Consider the following 23,054-nt stretch of genomic DNA (forward strand, 5'->3'; position numbering starts at 1 on the left):
ATTACTTTTTGTCCACGCTGTATTTGCCAGGACCCAATAACATTATTACCACAAATACGGTAAGGTATAGCAGTGCCGTTTCTTTTCTTCCGAACGGATCTGCTCCATGGATAACGAAACCGGCAACAAACATGGTAAATGCTGTAGGGATAGCTGCCCATCGTGTTTTAAAACCAATAATTATCAATAGCGGACATACGACCTCGGCAATAACGGTTAAAAAAAGAGAAGGTGCTTGACCAATTCCAAAGGGGTTGGCAAACTCCGTATTACCGTTGATAAGATTCATGAGTTTGGGGTATCCGTGGGTAAGCATAAAAGCGGATGGTACAATTCTTAACAGTGCCAATCCGAGGTGTATCAATGTATTGTTTTTCATGTGGGGAAATTTTAATCCACGTGAAAATATAAATTATGTTTTAAAAAACGCAACAATAATTGATGAAAGGTATTTTTGAATTGATCTCACTTAACAATTTATCTTAGTGCTGGATAAGATTTTGGGTCGGATTCGTTCATAATTTGGTATACCTTCTCAAAAATATCTTCTGCATTTGGTTTGGAAAAATAATCTCCATCCGACGCATATGCAGGGCGATGGGCCTTTGCGGACAATGTTTGAGGGGCACTGTCCAAAAATCTATAACCACCTTGTTTTTCAATAACTTCCTGCATTAAATATGCTGAGCATCCACCTGGCACATCTTCATCAATTACCAAGAAACGATTGGTTTTTTCCAGACTTTTTACAACATCATGGTTTAAATCGAATGGAAGCAACGACTGCGCATCAATAACTTCCGCGTCAATGCCGACTTCCAAAAGGTCTTGAGCTACTTTTTCAACAATTCTGAGTGTAGAGCCATAAGACAACAAGGTAATGTCCGTTCCTTCTTTAAGTGTCTCCACTTTGCCGATCGGTGTACAGAATTCCCCTAAGTTGGATGGCATATTCTCTTTTAGTCGGTAGCCGTTCAAACTTTCTATAACCAAGGCTGGTTCATCACTTTTCATTAATGTGTTGTAAAAACCAGCTGCTTGCGTCATGTTTCTTGGAGCCAATACATACATTCCTCGTAGCAAGTGAATCAATCCGCCCATGGGTGATCCTGAGTGCCATATCCCTTCCAAACGATGCCCTCTAGTGCGAACAATCAGTGGTGCTTTTTGTTTTCCGACCGTGCGGTACATTAGGGTCGCCAAATCGTCACTTAAAGTTTGGATGGCGTATAATATGTAATCCAAATATTGGATTTCGGCAATTGGTCGCAATCCACGAAGCGCCATACCGATTCCTTGTCCTATAATCGAGGTTTCCCTAATTCCGGTATCGGAAACCCTTAGTTCCCCATATTTATTCTGAAGCCCTTCCAATCCTTGGTTTACATCGCCAATGTTACCGGTATCTTCACCAAAAACAAGTGCTTCTGGATATTTACTGAATAGAGCGTCGAAATTGTCTCTTAATATGACTCTTCCATCCACTTGATTTGCCTCGTTCGGGTATGTTGGCGGTATCGCCTGAACGTTAGTGGCTTTATTATCCAACTCGTTGTATAGATGGGAACCATATTCGAATTCATTGGTACGCACAAAATCGTTTATCCATTCTTGGAGCTGTTTTTTCTCTGGGTTGGACTCCCCTAACAGATAACGTAGTGCTTTTCTTGATTTCGAAGCCAAATCCTTTTTCAAAGGTTCTTCCGTGGCAATCAAATCGTTCTTTATTTTATCGATAAAGGCCCGATTCGGACTTTGTTTGGCAACTTTTTCGAGCAATTGCACCAATTGCTTTTTAGCTGCCAGTTGTGGTTTTAAGAACTCGGACCAAGCCTCTTTTTTAGCAGCACGGACCTTATGTTTAATTTCCCGTTCCACTTTTTTCAATTCCTCTTCGGTACTTATACCGTTATCAATGATCCATTCTCTAAATCGCTTGTTGCAATCATTTTCACGTTCCCATTCCAAGCGTTCGGAGGATTTATATCTTTCGTGCGATCCGGAGGTAGAGTGGCCCTGTGGCTGGGTTAGTTCCGTTACATGTATCAAAACGGGCACATGTTCTTCACGGGCTATGTCCGACGCATTTTCAAAAGCATGGATAAGCGCAGTATAGTCCCATCCTTTAACTTTTAGTATTTCAAACCCATCATGGTCTTCATCTCTCTGCAATCCACTAAGCGCCTCGGAAATGTCGCCTTTGGTGGTGTGGTATTCAGATGGAACCGAAATACCGTATTCATCGTCCCAAATACTGATTACCATTGGCACTTGCATAACACCGGCCGCATTTAAGGTCTCAAAAAAGTGACCTTCACTTGTACTGGCGTTTCCGATAGTTCCCCAGGCCACTTCGTTGCCATTATCGGAAAAGTTGGTCTGATCTATGCCCTCCACATGCCTGTATATTTTGGAAGCTTGGGCCAGGCCTAGTAAGCGAGGCATTTGACCTGCGGTACAGGATATATCGGCACTACTGTTTTTTTGAGCTGTTAGGTTTTTCCATGAACCATCCTCGTTTAAACTGTGGGTCACAAAATGACCACCCATTTGCCTTCCGGCGCTCATGGGCTCCTTTTCTATATCCGTGGTGGCATAAAGCCCATGAAAAAAGGCTTTTGGACTTAAATAACCCAATGCCATCATAAACGTCTGGTCTCGATAATAACCACTTCTGAAATCACCATCTTGAAAAGCACGGGCCATGGCTAATTGGGGAAGCTCCTTTCCATCTCCAAAAATCCCGAACTTGGCTTTACCAGAAAGTACTTCTCTTCGTCCCATTAAACTACATTCCCTGCTGGTTACAGCTGTCTCATAATCTTGAAGAATCTGAGATTTGAAATCGTCGAAGGAAATATCGTTACTTGTACTAGGATTAGGTTTCATGGATTGTTGAAAGATTTTTGCGAAAGTACTAAAAATCCGTCAAAAATGCAATATAGAGCTGCGTTAATAAAATAAGAATAATTTAAAAAAATGTTATTTTATTTTACTATTTGACAATATATACTTTTTAAAATACCCCTGTATTGTCAATTTGATAATTAAAACCACTTTCTGGTGAATAGCCCAATTAAGGTTCTGGGGCTTATGGTAACCACAAAACGAATGCGCTCTCCGTAATCGTCATCGGCTATTTCCCAGCCTCTATTGGAATACACCGGGAAGTACAATTCAAAATAATCGGTCACCAAATTTAAACGTATGCCGGAGTCGTAAACAAAACGTGCATTGTCTCCTTTATTTTTTAAAAATCCGAGGTCGCCATAAGCCTCTACCCATCTCCAAATGTTGGTACTGGCATTGGTTGTCGCAATCCAATCGTTGGCAAATGGATTTTCCAATTTGGATTTAAATCCACCTTCGGCAATGATCACTTGCTGACTGTAAAGGCCGGAATCTTCTGACCTACCCAAATAAGCAAGATCGAACATGTAATCCGTTGGTCTGTCGAGGGCAAAACTAAAAAAGTCCGATTGTGTCTTGTTTCGCAAAAACTTTCCGGCGTAAAACCGCAGATTTAACTGCCGATTGCTTTGGAACAGTTTGCGATATTCCAATTCAAAGGCAAGTTTGGTAAATTCGCTGGAATGCTGTGCATCCACAGACCAGGATGAATAATTCAAAATATTATTGTCAACATCGGTATAGCGTACATTCATTACCCCATAGTCAGGATCTGTATCCAGTTCACCTATCAAACTATCGTCGATACTCCTAAATACGCTTCTATACCTCAATAAAAGGAATTGTCTTCGGTTGGAAAGCAGGTCATTGGGTCTCCAGCCAAAGCTTACTGCCGGGGTTAAAGTTGAGAATCGTGAATTTTCCTGAAAGTGGGAAGTAGATGCAGAAAATGAATAATTTGTTACATACAATCCTGTTTTATTATGATACTTACGGTATCTGAGACTAGCCTTGCCCACAATGGTTCGCTCTAAAAAGGAGTAGGTCGGGGATATATCGTATTGAAAAGGTCTCTCCAAAAAAGTTTTGTTGTAGAGCCTTAGTCCTGGAGTTATACCATCATAAAGGTTGAAATTGGCTATTGGGACGTAAAAGATCTGATTGTAATAAGGGTTCTCGGTATCTTTAAAAAATTGAAATTTTAGTTTTTTATTACTGGAAAAGAACCCATTCAAAGTTTTCCAATTATCACGCTGATTGAATTCTGGGATATTTTGGTCGTAGTTCAGCACTAAGCGGTCTTCACTTTTTCTGGGAATAGTAATTGTTTTTGTAGTGTCTATATCTGAAAACCAATAGTTGGAAACAACGGAATCATTTTCAAGCCCAAAAACAGAGATCGGAACGTTGGTGCCCCGTTTATTTTTCAGCACAAAAGTGATGGAATCTTCGGTTTTCTCGACTTTCTTGATTTTAAAATCAATTTTTTTATCGGTGGCTACATATTCTTCAAAAAACCAATCCACGTTTTTATGAGCGTATTTTTCAATGGTTTTTCTAAAATCCAAAGCGGTTACTTGCTGCTTTAGCTTATAATTTTTATAAAAGTCCAGCACTGTACTATCTATTTTTTTCTCTCCTAAATAGGCAGATAGATAAGACATGCCCAGTCCAGCCTTGTAGCCATTGGCAATTTTCTGATTGAATTTGATCAATGAATCATTGGAGACGGTAAGCGCTTGATCAATATTCTTTCGGGCAGATAACATGCTGAAGAGCGAATATTGTTCGTTGAAGTCCATTTTTGCAAAATGAAAGTTCTTTATCCCCCAGATTTTAGAGAGTTTTCCGGCCAGTTTTTGATTTGGATAATTCTCTTCTACATACTTTATCATTAGATAATATCCGATGGCGTCGTTTACCCATCGCTCTTTTCTTGGGTCTAGGTAAAGTGATTCCTTTAAGTAACTACGAATGGCCGTTTTCAAAAACTTCATTTCAAATTGAAATTTTTCTTCATAAGGCCTTATGAATGAAGGTAACTGACTTATTCCGTACAATGGGGATTTATTGTAATCGAATTCACTTACCAGAAGGTTGTCATGGGGATACTTGCCCAAATTTTCATACAGAAACTGGGCAATGTTATTGATCGAGACCCCCTGTGTAATTTCTTCATATTTATTGGACTCTATATCTGTTGTGATGGTCAAATAATCAGTCACATGTTTGGTGAACCTGTCATCAATGGTCAGTATGAGTTCACAATTTTTCCTTTTGTTGCCAAAAAGCTGAACATGTTGACCTCCCGGGAAACTTGAAACGTTGGATTTTCTATAATTGGAGGCTAGGAACAGGTTTTCAGGATAGGTGAAATTGATTCTTGTCTCTGTGACATCCGTATAGAGGTCGTCCAGATTAATGTTGTTATATAACTTCCATTCCCCATCAAAGACGGCAGGGGTAAAATACCAATCCACTATATTGTACCCTATGTTCCCGTTATGCCCATACCCTGTAAATTTAGCTTCGGGCAATCTTATGGTATAGGTAAAGAACAGTTGGATCGATTCACCTGGCTTAAGGACTTCATTCAAACTAACGGAAATAATGTCCATGTTGCCTTCGCGTATCCAATCCAGTCCTGCATAGTTGTCATCTACAATGGTCCTAATCGTGGTCTTACCTCGTTCCCTGTCTTTGGCAAGGTGTAGGCTTCTGTTGAATTCCTCGGCAAATCGCTTGGCAAGTGCGGTGTTTTTATTGGAATATGCATGGTTCCAATCATTGAAATAAAGGGTGGAAAGTCCTTTGTTCGAATGGTTGATGTAGGTGAAATGTTGCCGTATACGTATTTGATTGGTGGGACCATCGAGCGTGGCCACTATCTCATTCTGATGTTGCCCCCAAACTTTGGGACACATCATAAGGATTAGCAGCGAAACGTTAAATAATATTCGATATTTGGTCAACGCGATACGATTAAAAATTTGGGCTCAGTGTTCTGCCTTTGTAGAAGGCATCTATAATTTCAACAACTTCATCTTCAGTGTCCACTAATTTAATCAGGTCCAAATCTTTTGGGCTTATATTGCCCGCTTCAACCAAGGTGTTTTTAATCCAATCCATTAAACCTTTCCAGAACTCTGTTCCCACAAGAATAATAGGGAAGGTGTGTATTTTATGTGTTTGGATAAGGGTAAGGGCCTCAAAGAATTCATCCAAGGTCCCAAATCCACCTGGCATTACAACAAACCCTTGGGAATATTTCACAAACATGACCTTGCGCACGAAGAAATAGTCAAAGTCGAGGCTCTTATCTTCGTCGATAAAAGGATTGTCGTGTTGCTCAAAAGGGAGGTCTATGTTCAACCCAACGGAAGTTCCTCCCGCTAAGTTGGCCCCTTTATTACCGGCCTCCATGATTCCTGGGCCTCCACCGGTGATGACCCCATATCCGGCTTCGGATATCCTTTGGGAAATCTTCACTGCCAAATCGTAGTAAGGATGACCTTCGCGCACCCTGGCCGACCCAAAAATGGATACGCATGGGCCGATTACGCTCATTTTTTCAAACCCATTGACAAACTCGCCCATAATTTTGAATATGGCCCACGAATCGTTTGTCTTTATCTCATTCCATCCTTTGGAATGTTTTTCTCTTCGCATGTGCATCTTTGTTCAGTATTTTTAAACTGCTCGTTTAATTTTTTGATTTGTATTGTCCAATTCTTTCTTTAAAAACTTAGCCGTGTAGCTTTTGTCGTCTTTCGCAACTTCTTCTGGAGTTCCCGCTGCAACAACTGTTCCACCACCTCTTCCTCCTTCGTATCCAATGTCTATTATATGGTCCATCATTTTTATAACGTCCATATTATGTTCTATCACCAATATGGTATTGCCTTTATTCACTAGGCGCTCAAGTACTTCCATAAGTACCCGGATATCTTCAAAATGTAAGCCTGTGGTCGGTTCGTCGAGGATGTAAAACGTGTTTCCAGTATCTCTTTTGGAAAGCTCTGTTGCCAATTTCACCCTTTGGGCCTCTCCACCAGAGAGGGTAGTGGATTGCTGTCCTAAAGATATATAACCCAAACCTACATCTTTTATTGTCTTAAGTTTACGATGAATTTTTGGAATATTCTCAAAGAAATCCACTGCTTCGTTGATGGTCATCTCCAACACATCCGCAATGGATTTTCCCTTGTAGCGTATTTCCAAGGTTTCCCGGTTAAATCTTTTGCCATTACAAGTCTCGCATTCCACGTAAACATCGGGCAAAAAGTTCATTTCTATGACTTTGAGCCCCCCACCTTGACAGGTCTCACATCTTCCACCTGCCACATTAAAGCTAAAACGGCCAGGTTTGTAGCCGCGAATGGTAGCTTCCGTGGTTTTGGAGAAAAGTGAACGTATTTCACTAAAAACACCTGTATAGGTGGCTGGATTTGACCTTGGTGTACGCCCAATCGGTGATTGGTTGATATCAATGACCTTGTCTATGTGCTCCAGCCCTTTAATTTTTTTGTAAGGCATCGGTTTTTTAACTCCATTAAAGTAATGGGCGTTCATAATAGGGTAGAGGGTTTCGTTTACCAAAGTGGACTTGCCACTGCCCGATACTCCCGTGACCCCTATTAGGTTTCCCAAAGGGAAATCCACGGTAACATTCTTAAGGTTGTTGCCCGTACAACCGGATAGGGTGATTTTTTTGCCCGTTCCCTTGCGTCTTTCCTTAGGTACGGGAATTTCCATCTCGCCCGTAATGTACTGTGCCGTGATGGTGTGGTGGTCGATAAGTTCTTTTGGACTTCCTTCAGAAATGATTTCACCCCCATGTTTTCCTGCTTTTGGGCCAATGTCGATAACATGGTCGGCACATTCGATCATATCCCGGTCGTGTTCCACTACGATTACAGAATTACCAATATCGCGAAGTGCTTCCAGGGAATGGATCAGTCGTTCGTTGTCACGTTGGTGCAAACCTATACTTGGTTCATCCAAAATGTAGAGCACTCCCACCAATTGCGAGCCGATTTGGGTGGCCAATCGGATGCGCTGTGCTTCGCCTCCCGACAACGATTTGGAGCTTCGGTTCAATGAGAGGTAGTCAAGCCCCACATCCAATAAAAAACCAACTCGGGCCTTAATTTCCTTAATGATTTCCTCGGCGATTTTCTTTTGGTTCCCCTCCAAGGTATCTTCCAAATGTTTGAAGAAGTTGGCAAGTTCGGCAATGTCCATCTGGGCCAACTCCGCAATATTTTTACCATCTATTTTAAAATAGAGGGATTCTTTTCGCAATCGGGAACCTTCACAAGCAGGACATTCCACCTTGTCCATATACTCCTTCGCCCATCGTTTTATAGATGTCGAGTTGGCTTCTTCGTACTGTGTTTTGATGAAGTTGGAAATGCCCTCGTAATCAATTTTGTACTGTCTTTTTACACCCAGGCTTTTGGAATCCACTTCAAAACTTTCCTTACCGCCATTTAAAATAACGTTCATGGCTTCTTCTGGAATCTTTTCAATTGCATCCGATAGGTCAAAATTGTAGCGTTGTGCAATAGTTTCCAATTGTTTGAAGGCCCAGGATTTTTTGTATTCGCCAAGGGGAGCAAGTCCGCCGGATTTGATGGATACTTTTTTGTTCGGGATGATTTTATGCTCGTTCACCTGAAACACGTGGCCCAATCCGCTGCATTCGGGACACATCCCTTTTGGCGAGTTAAAGGAAAACGTATTGGGCTCAGGAGTGGGGTAGGAGATGCCCGATGATGGACACATTAAATCCCTACTGAAATACCTTGGCACGGATTCACCCTCCTCCAGAACCATGAGGACGTTGTCCCCACTGTACATGGCGGTGTTGATGGTCTCGCTCAATCGTTTGTGGAAATCTTCACTATCGCCCACCTTTAAACGATCTATTACAATTTCGATATCGTGGGTTTTGTACCGGTCTACTTTCATCCCCTTGGTGATGTCCATGATCTCACCATCCACTCGTACCTTTACAAAGCCTTGTTTAGCAATCTGCTCAAAAAGTTCGCGATAGTGCCCTTTTCTCGATTTGATAATAGGGGCCAATACATTTATTTTTTTGTCTTTGTACGATGCAATGATCAAATCTTTGATTTGCTCATCGCTGTAGCTCACCATTTTTTCGCCCGTGTTGTAACTGTAAGCGTCACCAGCTCTGGCAAACAAAAGTCGGAGGAAGTCATAGACCTCGGTAATGGTGCCTACTGTGGAGCGAGGAGACTTTGAGGTTGTTTTTTGTTCAATGGCAATTACAGGGGACAACCCGTCGATTTTATCCACATCGGGGCGTTCCAATCCGCCCAAAAACTGTCTAGCGTAGGCCGAAAAAGTTTCAATATACCTTCGCTGGCCTTCGGCGTAGATGGTATCGAAGGCCAAAGAGGATTTTCCACTCCCGGAAAGCCCTGTGATCACGACCAGCTTTTCGCGTGGTATGGTAACATCTATATTTTTGAGATTATGGACCCTTGCGCCCTTAACCTCAATATTTTCTTCGTAATTGATCATAAATCATAGCAAACCTCAAAAGTAGCGATTTGAGACGTAAAAAGGAAGTGGCCCGGGGTTTCGTTTTTGATACCGAAAAATGCAAGGAGCCTTATTTTTCACATCAAATTATGAGACGTACCCCGCCCAAATCCTGTAAAGGGTATGGGAATCTGTCACTAGGGCTCCCAATGAACATAAAATTGATGGGAATGTTCCATTTTTCGGATAGTTCTTTTATCAAATTTGGGGTAAACTCCCCATGTAATTGGATAAATTCAACTTTGATTTCGGGATACTCCCTGTCCAACACATTCAAGTCAGACACAAAGTTATCCGTGGCCTTTTCCCCTTCAGGAAAAACGGATACAATTTTTAATTTCCGTGTATGCTCATTATTTCGAATATAAAGCAACACTTTGTTTAGGGCCGCCACATCATCCTTTTTAGTGAAATAAACAAACTCTTGGTCGTTGATGCGGTCGATCACCTGATTGATGCCACGATAGGATTTAAGTAAAAAACGGTTGACGGGATCAAGAAAATATCGAATCAATCGCAACAGCAACTTTAAAAGGGCCGTTCTGTTGAGCATTACCAAAACCAAGGCGATGGTGGGAATAAAGTATTCCATGAATACAGCCAGGTAATCCGGGTTTAGCAATATGTTGCCCACCAAGGCCAAAATTACCGCAGCAATGGCAATCAATAGGGATAACCAACCAGAACGCTCAGGTCTAGGTAGATTTTTGCGTCTAACCTTCAACAAAATATTACCAATGCCAAAAAGTGCCATCACCGACAAAAATGCTATCGTGTAAACGCCCGCCAATGCCTCCAGGTTTCCTTCGGTAATCAATAGGATAGAGACACACAGCATAAAGAAAACTATGGCGATGCGATAAGTACTTCCATTTTTATTTCTTTTTAAAAGAAATGGGGGTAAAATTCTATCCAATGTAATACGCTCCACCAAACCAGACACACCCACAAAAGAGGTGAGTACGGCACCGCTTAATACCAACACAGCATCCACGGAAACCAAAAACGATAGCCAGGAACCGCTTACTTGGTTCCCCATGATGGACAACAAGGCTTCACTGTTGGATTCTATATCCGAGATGGGTAGTACGGCCAAGGCCAAAAACGCGATCAAGGGATTAAAAATGGTGACCACCACCCACATGTTGCGCAAAGTTTTTGGGAACACTCCTTTTTTCTGTTCCTCAACAAAGTTGGCTGAACTTTCAAAACCGCTGATTCCCAACATGGCGGCAGAAAAACCAAAAAAGAGGGCCATGGGCAAGGCTCCGTGCTTTACGGGCAATGCATTGTTGTTGGAAAACACTTCCCATCCATGTTCAAAAAGGTAAATACCTGCAAAGGAGGACAATAATATCAAAGAGGATAAGTGAAAAATGAATATAGCTATGGCAACTTTAGAGGATTCACCAATACCGATGATCACTAACCCCATAAAAATGGCCAGCAGACAAATAGTGGCCAAAATAACAGGAAGCTGGGGTACGATATTCTTAAGATATGCCATGGCTTCATTGGCAGAAATCACAGCAGTTGCCATGTAAGACAATAACGTAAGGGATGCAGCCAAAGATGCCATGCTTTTACTGGTAGTATTGAGCAGGGCATTGTATGCACCACCGTTCATAGGAAGGGCTCCGACCACTTCGCCATAGATTTTTCGAAATAAAAAGAGAACGACTCCTACGATGAGTAAAGAAATCCATGCGTATTGACCGGCATGTAAGACGGCCAAGGCCGACACGTAAAGGCATGATGAACTGATGTCGTTACCACTAATGGACGTTGAGGCCAACTCTCCGAGCTTTGCTCTAAGTTTGTGTGGTTCCATGAATGCTGGTTTATAAAACCGACAACGAAGTTAGGGCTTACAACCAAAAATTCTAAATTTGAGAACAGAAAATAATTATGATTATGAAATTATTGGGCATTGGCTCCAGAATAGACCACCCGGAATATGGCAAGGGTGTGGTCACTAACGTATCATCCAAACATTATTGGGTTACCTTTTTGGAAAACGGGTTGGAAACCATAGATCTCGATGCTGATTTTGAAGTAATCGAAGGTGTGGAGGACGAAGTGGACAGTGTAAGTTTTTTTGATGTGGAACGCTCCTTGGTGAAAATACTGGAGAAATGGAGCGACACCCATGAAAAAGTGGCCATAGCGGATAAATGGAAAGGCGGGAAACTGATTTTGGAACCCGATGATGGCACAGCAAACAAGGAAATGCCGATTGAGACTTTTTTCCATAAAATTGTAATGGTGCGCGATCGCATCCGTGTGATGGAGCAAAAGATTAACAGCAGCAAGAACCTGGAAGACCAAGAAAAAGTGTATCTACAGCAATATATCACACGTATTTATGGTAGCTTAACCAGTTTTAATGTGCTGTTCAAAACCAAAAGCGACCATTTTGTGGGGGAGAGGGGAAAGGGATAATTAAACCGCCTCCTTTTTCTCACTCAAATATTTCCAATATCGTTTTGGCACATGTTGGGTATGTAATTTAGGATTGATACGTGAAGAGATATTGGTGCTTTTAAAATAATCGTTCCAAAGGGTCTGGTATTCGTATTCCTCATGTGTAAAGACGTCACTTTTCGCGGTTTTGTTGTGATGTATGTCCTTTAAGTTCAAGGAAACCATCTCCACATGGTCCAAATCGTAATAAATACCATATTTGCGTTTTACATCGTAGATCAGCCATTTTTGGTCCGCGTACCGATCACGAAAATGTTTGGAGATTAAGGGCAATACATCAAAATCGGGTTCAATATTGGCAAAATATATATCGTCCTTGGTCAATTGAAACCTAACAAAAGCTTCCATTCGATGCTTTTCACGTCCCACTTTTCTGGCCAGTTGGGCTATGTATAGTACAGTGCTGTCCGAATAATCCAAATACTTGCCATTTTTGGTGCGCATTAATTTTTGAATATAGGAGTAAAGCATCATTTCCACGCCTTCGGTTTCGCTCAAAAAAGCAAAATAGACGTTCGAAATGGCGTTGTGGCTCCTGTTGCGGATACCGTTCCAAACTCGTTTGGCTTTTTCTACATGGGTAAAAACGGTTTCGGTTTCTGAAAACAATCCGTTTTGGGATTGATTGTTCTTTTGAATGTCCGCCACATTGATCTTTTCATCAAAGGCGACGAAAACGGCGGTCAAGAATCCGTTAAAACTACCGTCATAAATTAAGGTTGTTGAAGCATTCATAGCGCTTATATTTTGTGTTTTTTTGTGTCACTATTAATTGAATAATGACAATTGCGTGCTGTACTGATTCCGAAATTTCCCAGAGGAGTTTTGTAGTATCATACCTTTTATTTTATCCGCGTCCAAGTCGCGACGCTCCCAATGCCGGGAGTCGCATACCATGAAATATTGTGCACGGTTGAGGGCCACACCAATCTTTTTGAGATGGTCCCAGTTCAATTTCCTAAACTTTCTTGCTTTTATAATTTTGTCCACCGAGCGCATGCCAATGCCTGGAATTCGGGCCAAAAGGCGCTTATCTGCCGTATTTACATCCACTGGAAAATGATGAAGGTTTCGCAAAGCCCAAGAGAGTTTCGGGTCCACATCCATGTCCAAGTTGGGATGCCGGTTGTTCAAGATTTCCCCGATGGAAAAGCCATAAAAACGCAACAACCAATCCGTCTGGTACAATCGGTTTTCGCGCAACATCGGCACTTGCGACCCAATGGCAGGCAAACGCGAGTCGTGGGTCACGGGAACGTACCCGGAATAGTATACACGCTTCATATGGAACGTTTTGTAATAATAGGCCGCGGAATACATGATATCCTTGTCCGATTCTCCAGATGCTCCTACAATCATTTGAGTGCTTTGACCCGCTGGCGCATATTTTGGGGTACTTTTTATGATTTCCCGCTCGGATTTATAACGTACGATTTCGTTTTTCACCTTCTCCATAGGTTTGGTGAAATCTTCATGCTTTTTGTCAGGCGCCAATAATTTGAGCCCAGAGATAGTGGGAACTTCAATATTTACGGAAAGCCGGTCGGCATAAAGCCCAGCTTCGTACATTAATTCATCGCTTGCCCCAGGGATTGACTTTAAATGGATGTATCCATTAAAATTTTCCTCTTCACGAAGTTTTTTAGCTACGGATACCAAGCGCTCCATAGTATGGTCTGGACTTTTAAATATGCCGGAACTCAAAAAAAGTCCTTCAATATAATTTCTACGATAAAAATTGATGGTAAGATCGACCACTTCTTGCACCTTGAAAGCAGCTCTAGGCACATCATTGCTTTTTCGGGTAACACAGTAGGCACAATCAAAAATGCAATGGTTGGTCAACAAGATCTTTAATAGGGACACACACCGCCCATCTGCTGTGTAGCTATGACAAATTCCCATTTTGGAAGCATTGCCCAACCCTTTTCCTTTATTGGTCCTATCGCTTCCGCTACTGGCACAGGAGACATCGTACTTGGCCGCATCTGCCAATATGTTCAGTTTTTCACGTATCCTATCAAAATTCATAACTTGGAAATATTCCAATCAAATATATGGATATAATCCAAATAATGGAAATAATCCATAAAAGTTTTTGGAAATATTCCAAAATAGCTATATTTGAGAATGGATTGTCACTTCGATATGTTCGATTTGATATTATCAACATGATGATGGAAAATGAAATAACCCTAAAACGATTTACCGATATCCGCAGGGAACTTGGCTACACTCAAACCGAGTTTGCCAAATTACTGGGGGTTAAAAATACCACGGCCGACATAGAGCGTGGTAGAACCAAGCTTTCCGGTAAAGTAGTGGCCGAACTTTTGAAGCAATTCAAAATAAATCCGTTATGGCTTTTCGGCGAAAGTGATCAAAAACATTTGGATACTTCCAAAACCAGTGTTATTCCAAAAGTAGTTACGGTTGACAATTCCGAAAATGACAACATGGTGATGGTAAACGCCAAGGCTGCTGCAGGGTATCCACAGAATATTTCTGATACTAGTTGGTATAGGCAGTTGCCTGCTTTTGATATGCCCATTCCCGAGTTCCGAAATGCCACCTATCGTGGTTTTCAGGTTGAAGGAGACAGTATGCTTCCCAATTTAAGACCCAATGATTGGGTGTTGGCGCGTGCCATTGAACATATCGATCATGTGAGCCCCAATAAAATGTATGTTGTGGTATTGCAGGATTCAGTAATGGTAAAAAAAATAGAGCGCAAGCCCAATTCCAATAACATCACCTTGGTCTCTTTAAACGAAACCTACCCTCCGTACGAAATCAAACCTTTTCAAATACAGGAAATCTGGGAGGTGAGCAGTAAATTGACCTTTAACGTGGATGCAACTACGGAAACTGGCTTGTTAAAACAACTTCAAGAATCCATGGAGGAGTTGAAAAAACAAATTGCCAAGTAAGTTTTAAGCAAAGAATTTGTTTTTGATCGCGGTGGCCATGGTGTGGGCCGCACTCTGGTTTAAACGAAACCAGAGCTCAGGTTCAAAAATTTCCAGTTCGGCCAACGCCCAGTTACCGTCATTGTCCTTAAAAATATCGACTCTTGCGTAAATCGGCATCTCAGGTGCGGCATGTACAACACTTTTGGCAAATGCTATCTGCTCTTGACTTGGTTCATAATCATGAACCGTTCCACCGAAGTCATCCTGAACCCTGAAATCACCTGGTTTGGCAATCTTTAATACGGCGTGGGTAAACTCTCCATTAAAAACCATCATGGAGATTTCACCTTCGGAAACGATGTTCCCTTGAAATTCCTGAAGCATCATGGCCTCATTCCCGACCAATTCCTTAAAGATGGATTCGTAATTGTTAACCTCGTCTTTTCCTATTTTGTAGGTGTGTCGAGCCGCTCCCGATACACAGGGTTTTAAAATATAGGTGTCAGCAGTAAAACCATATTCCGATTTTGCCTTTGCAATGGCATTGGCAAGTGTTATCTCTGAATTTTTTTCGGCAAAAACAGTTTTGGGAATGCTTACTCCAGCGTTGGATAGATCTTGCAAATAGTGCTTATCAATGTTCCAATAAATTAGGTCTTTGGAGTTGATGAATTGTGTTTGTTTTGAAGCTTTCTCCAACCATAAGGAAAACTCCGCATAACGGTCAAAATAGTCCCAAGTGGTTCGGAACAGGGCATATTTGGTGTTCGACCAATCAAAGTCAGGGTCGTCCCAAGCTTTACGCACCACATTTAATCCTTGACTTTGCAAAGCTTCCAAAACAAGTTGGTCTTCTTGCAGTACATTTTGGATGTAGGGTGTCTTTTCTTTTGGGGCCACGTAACGGTGGTCCGTTAAAACAACAACGTCGAATTCCATTGAATGTTAATTAATAACCAACTGCGGTATCATCTCCGCGTTTGTCCGCTCCACCTTCCAATTTTCCGTTGGGCAGAACGCGTATTGCATCCACCTTTCCTATGATAGGTGTACGCTCTTCGTTAATGATGTACCCTTTGGATTTTAATTCGGCCTTGAGTTCTTTGGAGAAACCTTCGGGCTCAAAAATCACCATATCGGGTAACCATTGATGGTGGAAACGAGGTGCATTTACCGCTTCTTGCATGCTTAGGTTAAACTCATAAACATTTAAGATGGTCTGTGCAACCGCTGTAATTATTGTTGAACCACCAGGAGTGCCTACAACCATGTATAGTTGGCCATCTTTTTCCACGATGGTAGGTGTCATGCTGCTCAGCATACGCTTTTCCGGTTCAATGCTGTTAGCTTCGGCGCCGATAAGCCCAAACATATTGGGTACACCGGGTTTGGCGCTAAAATCGTCCATTTCGTTATTCAAAAAGAAACCAAGTTCGGCACAGTATAGTTTGGAACCGTACCCTCCGTTTAAAGTAGAGGTAGCTGAAATGGCATTTCCTTCGCTGTCCACGATGGAGTAGTGAGTGGTCTGTGCGCTTTCAATGATCTCTACTTCACCATGGCTTACATCGGAAGACAACGTAGCCTTATCAAAAGAAAAGTCGGCCATTCTCTCTTGTAAGTAGTCATCGTTTAAAAGCACATCATAAGGAATGTCCACAAAGTCTGGGTCTCCAAGAAAGAAGTTTCTATCGGCATAGGCCCTTCGTGAAGCTTCGGTGAACAATTGTATGGTCTTGGTAGTGTTATGCCCAAACTTTGAAACATCATAAGGCTCCATCATTTTAAATATTTGATTGATGGTTACCCCTCCGCTACTGGGCGGACTCATGGAAATCACTTTAATGTCCTTATAATTAAAAACGATAGGGTCTCTCCAGACGGCTTCGTACTTTTCCAAATCTTCTTCGGTGATCAAACCTCCATTTTCTTGAACAAAAGCAGCTAGTTTTTGAGCAACCTCACCTTTGTAGAAACCATCACGACCCTGCTCCATTATTTTCTGGAGAGTTTTGGCGTAGGCAGGGTACTTTATGGTATCGCCTGCAACAAAAGGGTGGGCAAATTTGGTGCTGTCGCCATTGGCTTCAATAAAGCGCTCGCGTGTTCTTTCCAATCGATTGGCCTGTTTCTCGGTAACAACAACACCTTTGTTGGCGAGTTCGATAATGGGTTCGATGATATCCTTTAAAGGGAGTTTTCCAAATTTTTTGTGCACCTCCAATACTCCGGCAACGGTACCGGGAACTCCTACAGCAGTACCGCCAGATGTGCTTAAACCTGGGATTACATTGCCCAAGGAATCCAAATACATGTTTTTATGGGCTGCCAAAGGGGCTTTTTCGCGATAATCGATTCCACCGACTTCTCCATTGTTTTTGCGGTAGACCATAAAACCACCACCACCAACGCTTCCAGCAAAAGGATAGGCGACTACCAAGGAAAGTTCTGTGGCGACCATGGCATCAAAAGCGTTTCCGCCTTTTTTCATAATATCCACAGCCAATTGTGATGCTTCTTCACGGGCGGATACCACCATGGCCTTTTCGGCGACCAGTCCGGTAGGTGCTGCTGGTTGTTGTTTACAATTGATAAAAAAGATAAGGGGTAGGAAGAGGAGTACTAGTCTTCGCATAGAGAAATGAATTTTTGGTTGGAAAAGGTAATCAATTCTTCAAAAAATGACGTGAATTCATTTTCGAATTCTGTATAATTTTCTTCAAGGTCCAAAATGGCAAAATTCATTCGGGACTTGTTTTTGGTTCGTCGGTTCATGCCATTGAGTACACGGTCAATCCCAGCTAAATTCGCATAGTTGAGCAGCCAATTGTCAGCAATCATGTAGGGCATCATCCGTTTGGTCGCCATGGGAAGGATGTCATAATTGTCTTCCAATAAATCGTAGAACTTTTCTACATAGGTGTCCAAAGGCACATCTGAATAACTGCTCCAGTTTTTGGCCAAAAAATGATCGTAGTAAATATCAACGATCACTCGACTGTAATGATGGTAATTTTTGTGAAGGCGTTTACTGCTTTTTCTGGCGGTTGGGTGTGCATCGGTGAAGGTGTCGATTTCCCGGTGCAACAAAATGCCTTTTTGAATTTTTTCCGGTAAATGCTTGTACCTGTTGCCGCGAATGTGATCGGCAAAGAAATTACCCAAAGTTATTTCCTCATCATCAAAAGATAAATAGATATGCGCTAAGAAGTTCATCGGGGCAAATTCCTTTTCTGTCGAAATTTACAAATTCAAAACATGGAATCGGTTAAGCCCGACTATATTTGCAAAAACTTTTTTAACAATTATGACACTGATCAAATCCATTTCTGGCATACGAGGCACCATTGGTGGCCACACAAACGACAACTTAACGCCTGTAGATGCGGTAAAATTTGCAGCAGCATATGGCACTTGGTTAAAATCGTACTCGGATAAGGATGAATTAAAGGTCGTAATTGGTCGTGATGCTCGTTTGTCTGGTGAGATGATCCAAAATTTGGTCGTCTCCACCTTGGTAGGACTTGGAATGGATGTCATCGATTTAGGATTGTCCACCACACCAACAGTAGAGATTGCGGTTCCTTTGGAAAAAGCCGATGGAGGTATCATTTTAACCGCAAGTCACAACCCCAAGCAATGGAATGCCTTAAAACTCTTGAATGAAAAGGGGGAGTTTTTGGATGCGGAGCAAGGAGCAAAGATTTTGGCCTTGGCCGAAAAGGAGGATTTTGACTTTGCCGAGGTCGATGATTTGGGAGAAATCACCAAAAATGATTCCTATATCGACATTCATATTGATGAAGTCCTGGAATTATCCTTGGTAGACGCCGAAACAATTGAAAAAGCTGGGTTTAAAGTAGTTGTTGATGGTGTGAACTCAACAGGAGGCATTGCCATTCCCAAATTGCTTGAGGAATTGGGGGTGGAAGTGGTAAAGCTCTATTGTGATCCAACGGGCCACTTTCCGCATAATCCCGAACCTTTGAAAGAGCACCTGGGCGACATCTGTAAAAAAGTAGTCGAGGAAAAAGCTGATTTTGGTATCGTGGTCGATCCCGATGTGGACCGTTTGGCATTCATCAGCAACGATGGAGAAATGTTCGGCGAGGAATATACGTTGGTGGCCTGTGCAGATTATGTATTGTCCAAAACCAAAGGAAACACCGTTTCCAACCTATCATCCTCCAGAGCTTTGCGGGATGTTACGGAAAAACATGGAGGAACCTACGAAGCCGCTGCAGTAGGAGAGGTGAACGTTGTGACCACAATGAAAGCCAATAACGCCATTATTGGTGGTGAAGGCAATGGCGGAATCATTTATCCGGAAAGCCATTATGGTCGTGATGCCCTGGTAGGAACAGCCTTGTTCTTGATGTTGATGGCAGAGCGTGGAGGGACGGTTGCCGAGCTACGCGCCAGCTACCCTAGCTACTTTATGAGCAAAAAGAAAATTCAACTGACCCCGGATTTGGATGTGGATGCGCTTTTGGAAGCCATGCACAACAAATATAAAAATGAAGATGTGTCGACCATTGATGGAGTAAAAATTGATTTCCCAGAAAACTGGGTACACTTAAGAAAATCGAACACAGAACCTATTATCCGAATTTACACTGAGGCAAAATCACAGGATCAAGCGGATGGTTTGGCCGACAGAATCATTGGCGAAATAAAGGAAGTGGCGGGAATCTAGTTGTTCGCCGCTTTGGCAGGTGTTTTCTGGAACTCTTTTGGCACTTTGTCTTTGTGTTTCCAGCGTTTGTGCGTCCAGAAGTAATATTCCGGTGCCTCACGAATAGATTTTTCCGTTTCTCGTAGAAAGGCATCGGTAATTTCATAATTAGGAACTTCGGAAGGATTTTCAGACAGAATTTTAAAGGTACCTTCGTAATATCCTCTTTTCTTTTTACGAACCTTGAGGTAGATCGGGATAAAGTCGTTGGCTTTGCAGATTTCTTCGCCGCCAACATGAGCAGGAACCACAATTCCCATAAAGTCTGTCCAGTACTTTGTTCTACTGACCATAGGGGACTGGTCGCTGATTATACCAACCATCAATAATTCTTTACTTTCTTTTGCGGCCTTAAGAATTTTTCTGGATTCTCTGGTGGATATGAGTTCAGTATTGTATTTGCCCCTGATGTCTCTGACCAACTTATCAAAATACTTGTTTTCCACTTTTTGATAAATACCGTAGCCTTTGGATTTGATTTGTAAATTCAGGGATAGTACCCACTCCCAACTGGCATAATGGGGAAGCATGAGCATAGTATTGAGACCTTTTTCTTCCAATCCGTTGACGAGCTCAATATTGGTTACCGTAAAGCGATCTTGAATTTCTTTTTTGCTCATGCCCATGGTCTTCATCATTTCCAGAAATATGTCGCACATATGCTTGTAGAACTTTTTCTCTATCAGTAATCGTTCTTTTTCCGACTTTTCTGGGAAAACCAAAGCTAAATTGTTGCGGACCACCTTTTTACGGTAACCGATTACATGATATAAGAGCATGTAAACACCATCAGAAATAAAATAAATGATTTTAAAGGGAAGTCTGGAAATCAACCAGAGCAATGGATAAACAAGGATATAAACTACGAGTTGCATAGGCTATTCTTGTGTGCAAATATAGCTATATTTGGACCCAAACCTTTATTTACATGCTCAATTTACATATTGCTACTATTGCCATTATGGTCGCTAATGTTCTAGTTTCCCTGCGTGGATTCAATAACTCTGCTTTTTTTGATAGGTACAAGTTCAGTATCAACGCCATACAGGCCGGTCAGCGAGAACGGATGGTGACTTCGGGCTTTTTGCACGTGGACATTTCACATTTGTTCCTGAACATGTTTACCCTTTATTTTTTTGCTCCTGTGGTCATCGGATGGTTTGGTCCCATAAAATTCTTGATTATTTATTTCATTAGTTTAATTGCAGGGAGCCTGTTAGCACTTTTCTTTCACAAAAACGAGCCTTTTTATAGTGCCGTTGGTGCCAGTGGGGCCGTGATGGGCGTCCTATATGCTGCTATATTGTTGAACCCGGACATGCAATTGGGCATTATGTTCATCCCTATTCCATTGCCTGCTTATGTGTTGGGTATTGCTTATTTGCTGTATTCCATTTGGGGGATGAAGAGTAGGATGGGCAACATTGGCCATACCGCACACTTTGGTGGTGCCATTGGGGGCTATGCAACCACCTTGCTCTTTAAACCAGAACTTTTTGCTACGGACACTCTTATTGTGGTATTGTTGGCCATTCCAATCATTATACTTTTTGTGCTGGATAAAATGGGCAAAATATAGTTTACAAAAAAAGGCCTTGAAATTATCAAGACCTTCTTTTACTTTACCTATATTCTATTGTTCAGCTCTTTCCAAGAATTTCAGCTACTTTTTCTTCCAAGGCTGGACCTCTGAGGTCTCTTGCTACAATAACGCCATTTTCATCCAACAAAAATGCCGCCGGTATCGCGTTGATGTTGTACATACGAGCAATCGGGTCCTGGAAACGCTGTAAATTGGAAATGTGGTTCCATTCCAAACCATCGGATTCGATGGCATTGGTCCAATGCTCTGCTTTGTTGTCCAAAGAAACACCCAGTACATCAAACCCTTTGTCGTGATATTTCTTATATACGGAAACAATGTTTGGGTTTTCTGCTCGACATGGTCTGCACCAAGCTGCCCAAAAGTCTACCAAAGTAAGTTTGGCATTGCTGGTCACATCGCTTAGAGCAAGTACTTCACCCGTTGGAGTAGGGGCTGAAAAGTCCGGTGCCACAGCACCTATTTCAGTTGATTTAAGATTTTCGAGCTGTTCTGCAATTCTTTTACCGGGCTCTGTGGCCTTCATTTCAGGAGAAAGTCCTTCGAACAGTGCTTTGACCTCATCAACGGGAAGTGCCTTTGTGGCCAAGAAATTACCAACAATAAGTACGGACACAAAAGCATTGGGATGCTCTTTGGCGTAGTTTAAGTTAAAGTCCTTAGCATCTTCTTGAAACTCCATGAACTCTTCGCGAAGTGCTGCAACCGTAGCAGTATCTCTCTGCTGTGCCGCCATACGCATATCGTCTTGCATTGATCGCGCACGTTGCGATAGTTTCCTGGACTCTGTCAAAAAGTCCATGAACATTTCGTTCTGTTCGGTGCCTTTAATTTTGGCCTGATCAATACTATCTTTCTGGAATTCCACTTCAATGGTCCCATTTTCAACGATTACAGGAACATTACCGCGAACTTGGTCCACAAAAATGTAATGCATTTTAGGTTCAACTTGGTTTCCACTGAAACTGAACATACCATTTTGCACAGCTGCAGTATCAATATCTACCAATTGATTGATGGAGTCCGTTGTTTTTAAGAATATTTGGGTACCATTTTCGGGTTCACCATCTATGGTACCGTTCAAAGTGTATCCTTTAGGGTCGGAATTACAGGAAGTTAGTAATATAACCCCAAGGGATAGTGTAACTAGTCTTTTCATTTAAAAATCTTTAGGTTGCTAAGGTATTCAATGTTTATGGCATAAAAAAACCCCTGACCGTATTGAGCCAAGGGTTAACTTTTTATTTAGAACAGATTTAGAACTGGTATCGGATACCCAACGCTATATCAAAATCAAAATCATTGTCAAAGCCATCATAACCAAGTATGCCGATTTCGGGCCTAAAGTCCAATGATAGCAGCAATGGGATGTCAAAATCGTATTCTACACCAATGTCTCCTGCTGCGAATACAAACAACCCGTCATTATCATTGTTGAAATCTGGATTAGGTTCAAAATCCACGCTTCCTAATCCTCCACCAACACCGTAATACCAATTAAAGTTACCGTCCAATTGGTGTACCCATTGGTAAATACCCGCCAACTTAAAGGCGTCAAAATCTCTACTGTCCCTCCAGCCAAGATCGAACTCGGCTCGATTGTATTGTCCTATTGATTTTTGATAGGAAATCTCGGCTCCGAAGCCGTCACTATCACCCAAACGCAATCCCAAGGCATGCTCGGAAATATTCTGTGCGCTAAGGCCAACTGTTGCAAACAAAAATAAAACTGAAAATAATGTGGTAATCTTCATAAGGGTCTCGTTAAGTTAAAAATTAGAGATAGTTTTGTATTAGATTTACGTTGTAAAACTAGTTTTAGTTCCCAAAAGTATTC

18 protein-coding genes are annotated in these 23,054 nt (G+C 41.9%); 4 read left to right on the plus strand and 14 right to left on the minus strand.

All coding sequences use genetic code 11. The features are described from left to right. Position 1: 1 nt before the first annotated feature. From J0X13_RS04525 to J0X13_RS04550, 6 genes are all read right to left on the minus strand, one after another. On the minus strand, positions 2 to 379 hold the full coding sequence (locus J0X13_RS04525; protein ID WP_207070255.1) for a DoxX family protein: 378 nt from the start codon (positions 377 to 379) through the stop codon (positions 2 to 4). Positions 380 to 477: 98 nt separating this feature from the next. After that, entirely contained in the window at positions 478 to 2,889 is a 2,412-nt protein-coding gene (locus tag J0X13_RS04530; RefSeq protein ID WP_207070256.1) for an alpha-ketoacid dehydrogenase subunit alpha/beta, read from the minus strand. A 158-nt stretch (positions 2,890 to 3,047) separates the two neighbouring features. Further along, complete coding sequence (locus tag J0X13_RS04535; protein WP_207070257.1) at positions 3,048 to 5,837, minus strand: gluzincin family metallopeptidase; 2,790 nt, start codon at positions 5,835 to 5,837, stop codon at positions 3,048 to 3,050. A gap of 55 nt (positions 5,838 to 5,892) precedes the next feature. Next, entirely contained in the window at positions 5,893 to 6,579 is a 687-nt protein-coding gene (locus J0X13_RS04540; protein ID WP_207070258.1) for an LOG family protein, read from the minus strand. 21 nt (positions 6,580 to 6,600) lie between these two features. Next, positions 6,601 to 9,462 carry an excinuclease ABC subunit UvrA gene (gene uvrA / locus J0X13_RS04545; protein WP_207070259.1) on the minus strand — a complete coding sequence of 954 codons (2,862 nt, stop codon included), beginning with the start codon at positions 9,460 to 9,462 and terminating at the stop codon, positions 6,601 to 6,603. Between the two features lie 103 nt (positions 9,463 to 9,565). Then, positions 9,566 to 11,314, minus strand: coding sequence for an APC family permease (locus J0X13_RS04550; protein ID WP_207070260.1), 1,749 nt, complete (start codon positions 11,312 to 11,314; stop codon positions 9,566 to 9,568). Positions 11,315 to 11,397: 83 nt separating this feature from the next. Here J0X13_RS04550 and J0X13_RS04555 point away from each other — a divergent pair, with 83 nt between their 5' ends. Then, on the plus strand, positions 11,398 to 11,925 hold the full coding sequence (locus J0X13_RS04555; RefSeq protein WP_207070803.1) for a DUF8685 domain-containing protein: 528 nt from the start codon (positions 11,398 to 11,400) through the stop codon (positions 11,923 to 11,925). Here the strand turns inward: J0X13_RS04555 and J0X13_RS04560 are convergent, their stop codons facing one another. Together J0X13_RS04560 and J0X13_RS04565 are read right to left on the minus strand one after the other, a co-directional pair. After that, positions 11,926 to 12,702 (minus strand): TIGR03915 family putative DNA repair protein, encoded by a 777-nt coding sequence (locus J0X13_RS04560; protein ID WP_207070261.1) that lies wholly within the window; start codon positions 12,700 to 12,702, stop codon positions 11,926 to 11,928. It lies immediately after the preceding gene. A gap of 33 nt (positions 12,703 to 12,735) precedes the next feature. After that, positions 12,736 to 13,998, minus strand: coding sequence for a putative DNA modification/repair radical SAM protein (locus J0X13_RS04565; protein WP_207070262.1), 1,263 nt, complete (start codon positions 13,996 to 13,998; stop codon positions 12,736 to 12,738). A 146-nt stretch (positions 13,999 to 14,144) separates the two neighbouring features. Between J0X13_RS04565 and J0X13_RS04570 the strand changes: the two genes are divergently transcribed. Next, positions 14,145 to 14,897: an XRE family transcriptional regulator gene (locus J0X13_RS04570; protein ID WP_207070804.1), complete on the plus strand. Its 753-nt coding sequence runs from the start codon at positions 14,145 to 14,147 to the stop codon at positions 14,895 to 14,897. Between the two features lie 3 nt (positions 14,898 to 14,900). Here J0X13_RS04570 and J0X13_RS04575 read toward each other — a convergent pair whose 3' ends face one another. The 3 genes from J0X13_RS04575 to J0X13_RS04585 are packed head-to-tail and all read right to left on the minus strand — an operon-like array spanning position 14,901 to position 18,095. Beyond that, positions 14,901 to 15,818, minus strand: a complete 918-nt coding sequence (locus J0X13_RS04575) for an ATP-grasp domain-containing protein (protein WP_207070263.1) — start codon at positions 15,816 to 15,818, stop codon at positions 14,901 to 14,903. A 10-nt stretch (positions 15,819 to 15,828) separates the two neighbouring features. After that, complete coding sequence (ggt, locus tag J0X13_RS04580; RefSeq protein ID WP_207070264.1) at positions 15,829 to 17,514, minus strand: gamma-glutamyltransferase; 1,686 nt, start codon at positions 17,512 to 17,514, stop codon at positions 15,829 to 15,831. Then, complete coding sequence (locus tag J0X13_RS04585; RefSeq protein ID WP_207070265.1) at positions 17,502 to 18,095, minus strand: acyl carrier protein phosphodiesterase; 594 nt, start codon at positions 18,093 to 18,095, stop codon at positions 17,502 to 17,504. Before J0X13_RS04585 ends, ggt begins: the two co-directional genes overlap by 13 nt. Before the next feature lie 91 nt (positions 18,096 to 18,186). Here J0X13_RS04585 and glmM point away from each other — a divergent pair, with 91 nt between their 5' ends. Next, positions 18,187 to 19,575, plus strand: coding sequence for a phosphoglucosamine mutase (gene glmM / locus J0X13_RS04590; protein ID WP_207070266.1), 1,389 nt, complete (start codon positions 18,187 to 18,189; stop codon positions 19,573 to 19,575). On the opposite strand, the gene J0X13_RS04595 is transcribed toward glmM, so the two are convergent. Further along, positions 19,572 to 20,489 carry a lysophospholipid acyltransferase family protein gene (locus tag J0X13_RS04595; RefSeq protein ID WP_207070267.1) on the minus strand — a complete coding sequence of 306 codons (918 nt, stop codon included), beginning with the start codon at positions 20,487 to 20,489 and terminating at the stop codon, positions 19,572 to 19,574. The genes glmM and J0X13_RS04595 overlap by 4 nt on opposite strands. 53 nt (positions 20,490 to 20,542) lie before the next feature. Here J0X13_RS04595 and J0X13_RS04600 point away from each other — a divergent pair, with 53 nt between their 5' ends. Next, positions 20,543 to 21,193, plus strand: coding sequence for a rhomboid family intramembrane serine protease (locus tag J0X13_RS04600; RefSeq protein ID WP_207070268.1), 651 nt, complete (start codon positions 20,543 to 20,545; stop codon positions 21,191 to 21,193). Positions 21,194 to 21,254: 61 nt separating this feature from the next. Here J0X13_RS04600 and J0X13_RS04605 read toward each other — a convergent pair whose 3' ends face one another. Together J0X13_RS04605 and J0X13_RS04610 are read right to left on the minus strand one after the other, a co-directional pair. After that, positions 21,255 to 22,376, minus strand: coding sequence for a TlpA disulfide reductase family protein (locus tag J0X13_RS04605; protein ID WP_207070269.1), 1,122 nt, complete (start codon positions 22,374 to 22,376; stop codon positions 21,255 to 21,257). Between the two features lie 97 nt (positions 22,377 to 22,473). Next, entirely contained in the window at positions 22,474 to 22,971 is a 498-nt protein-coding gene (locus J0X13_RS04610) for a hypothetical protein (RefSeq protein ID WP_207070270.1), read from the minus strand. Positions 22,972 to 23,054: the final 83 nt, after the last annotated feature.

Origin of the sequence: [Muricauda] lutisoli (nom. illeg.) (assembly GCF_017313105.1) — a bacterium.
Lineage (GTDB): Bacteria > Bacteroidota > Bacteroidia > Flavobacteriales > Flavobacteriaceae > Flagellimonas > Flagellimonas lutisoli.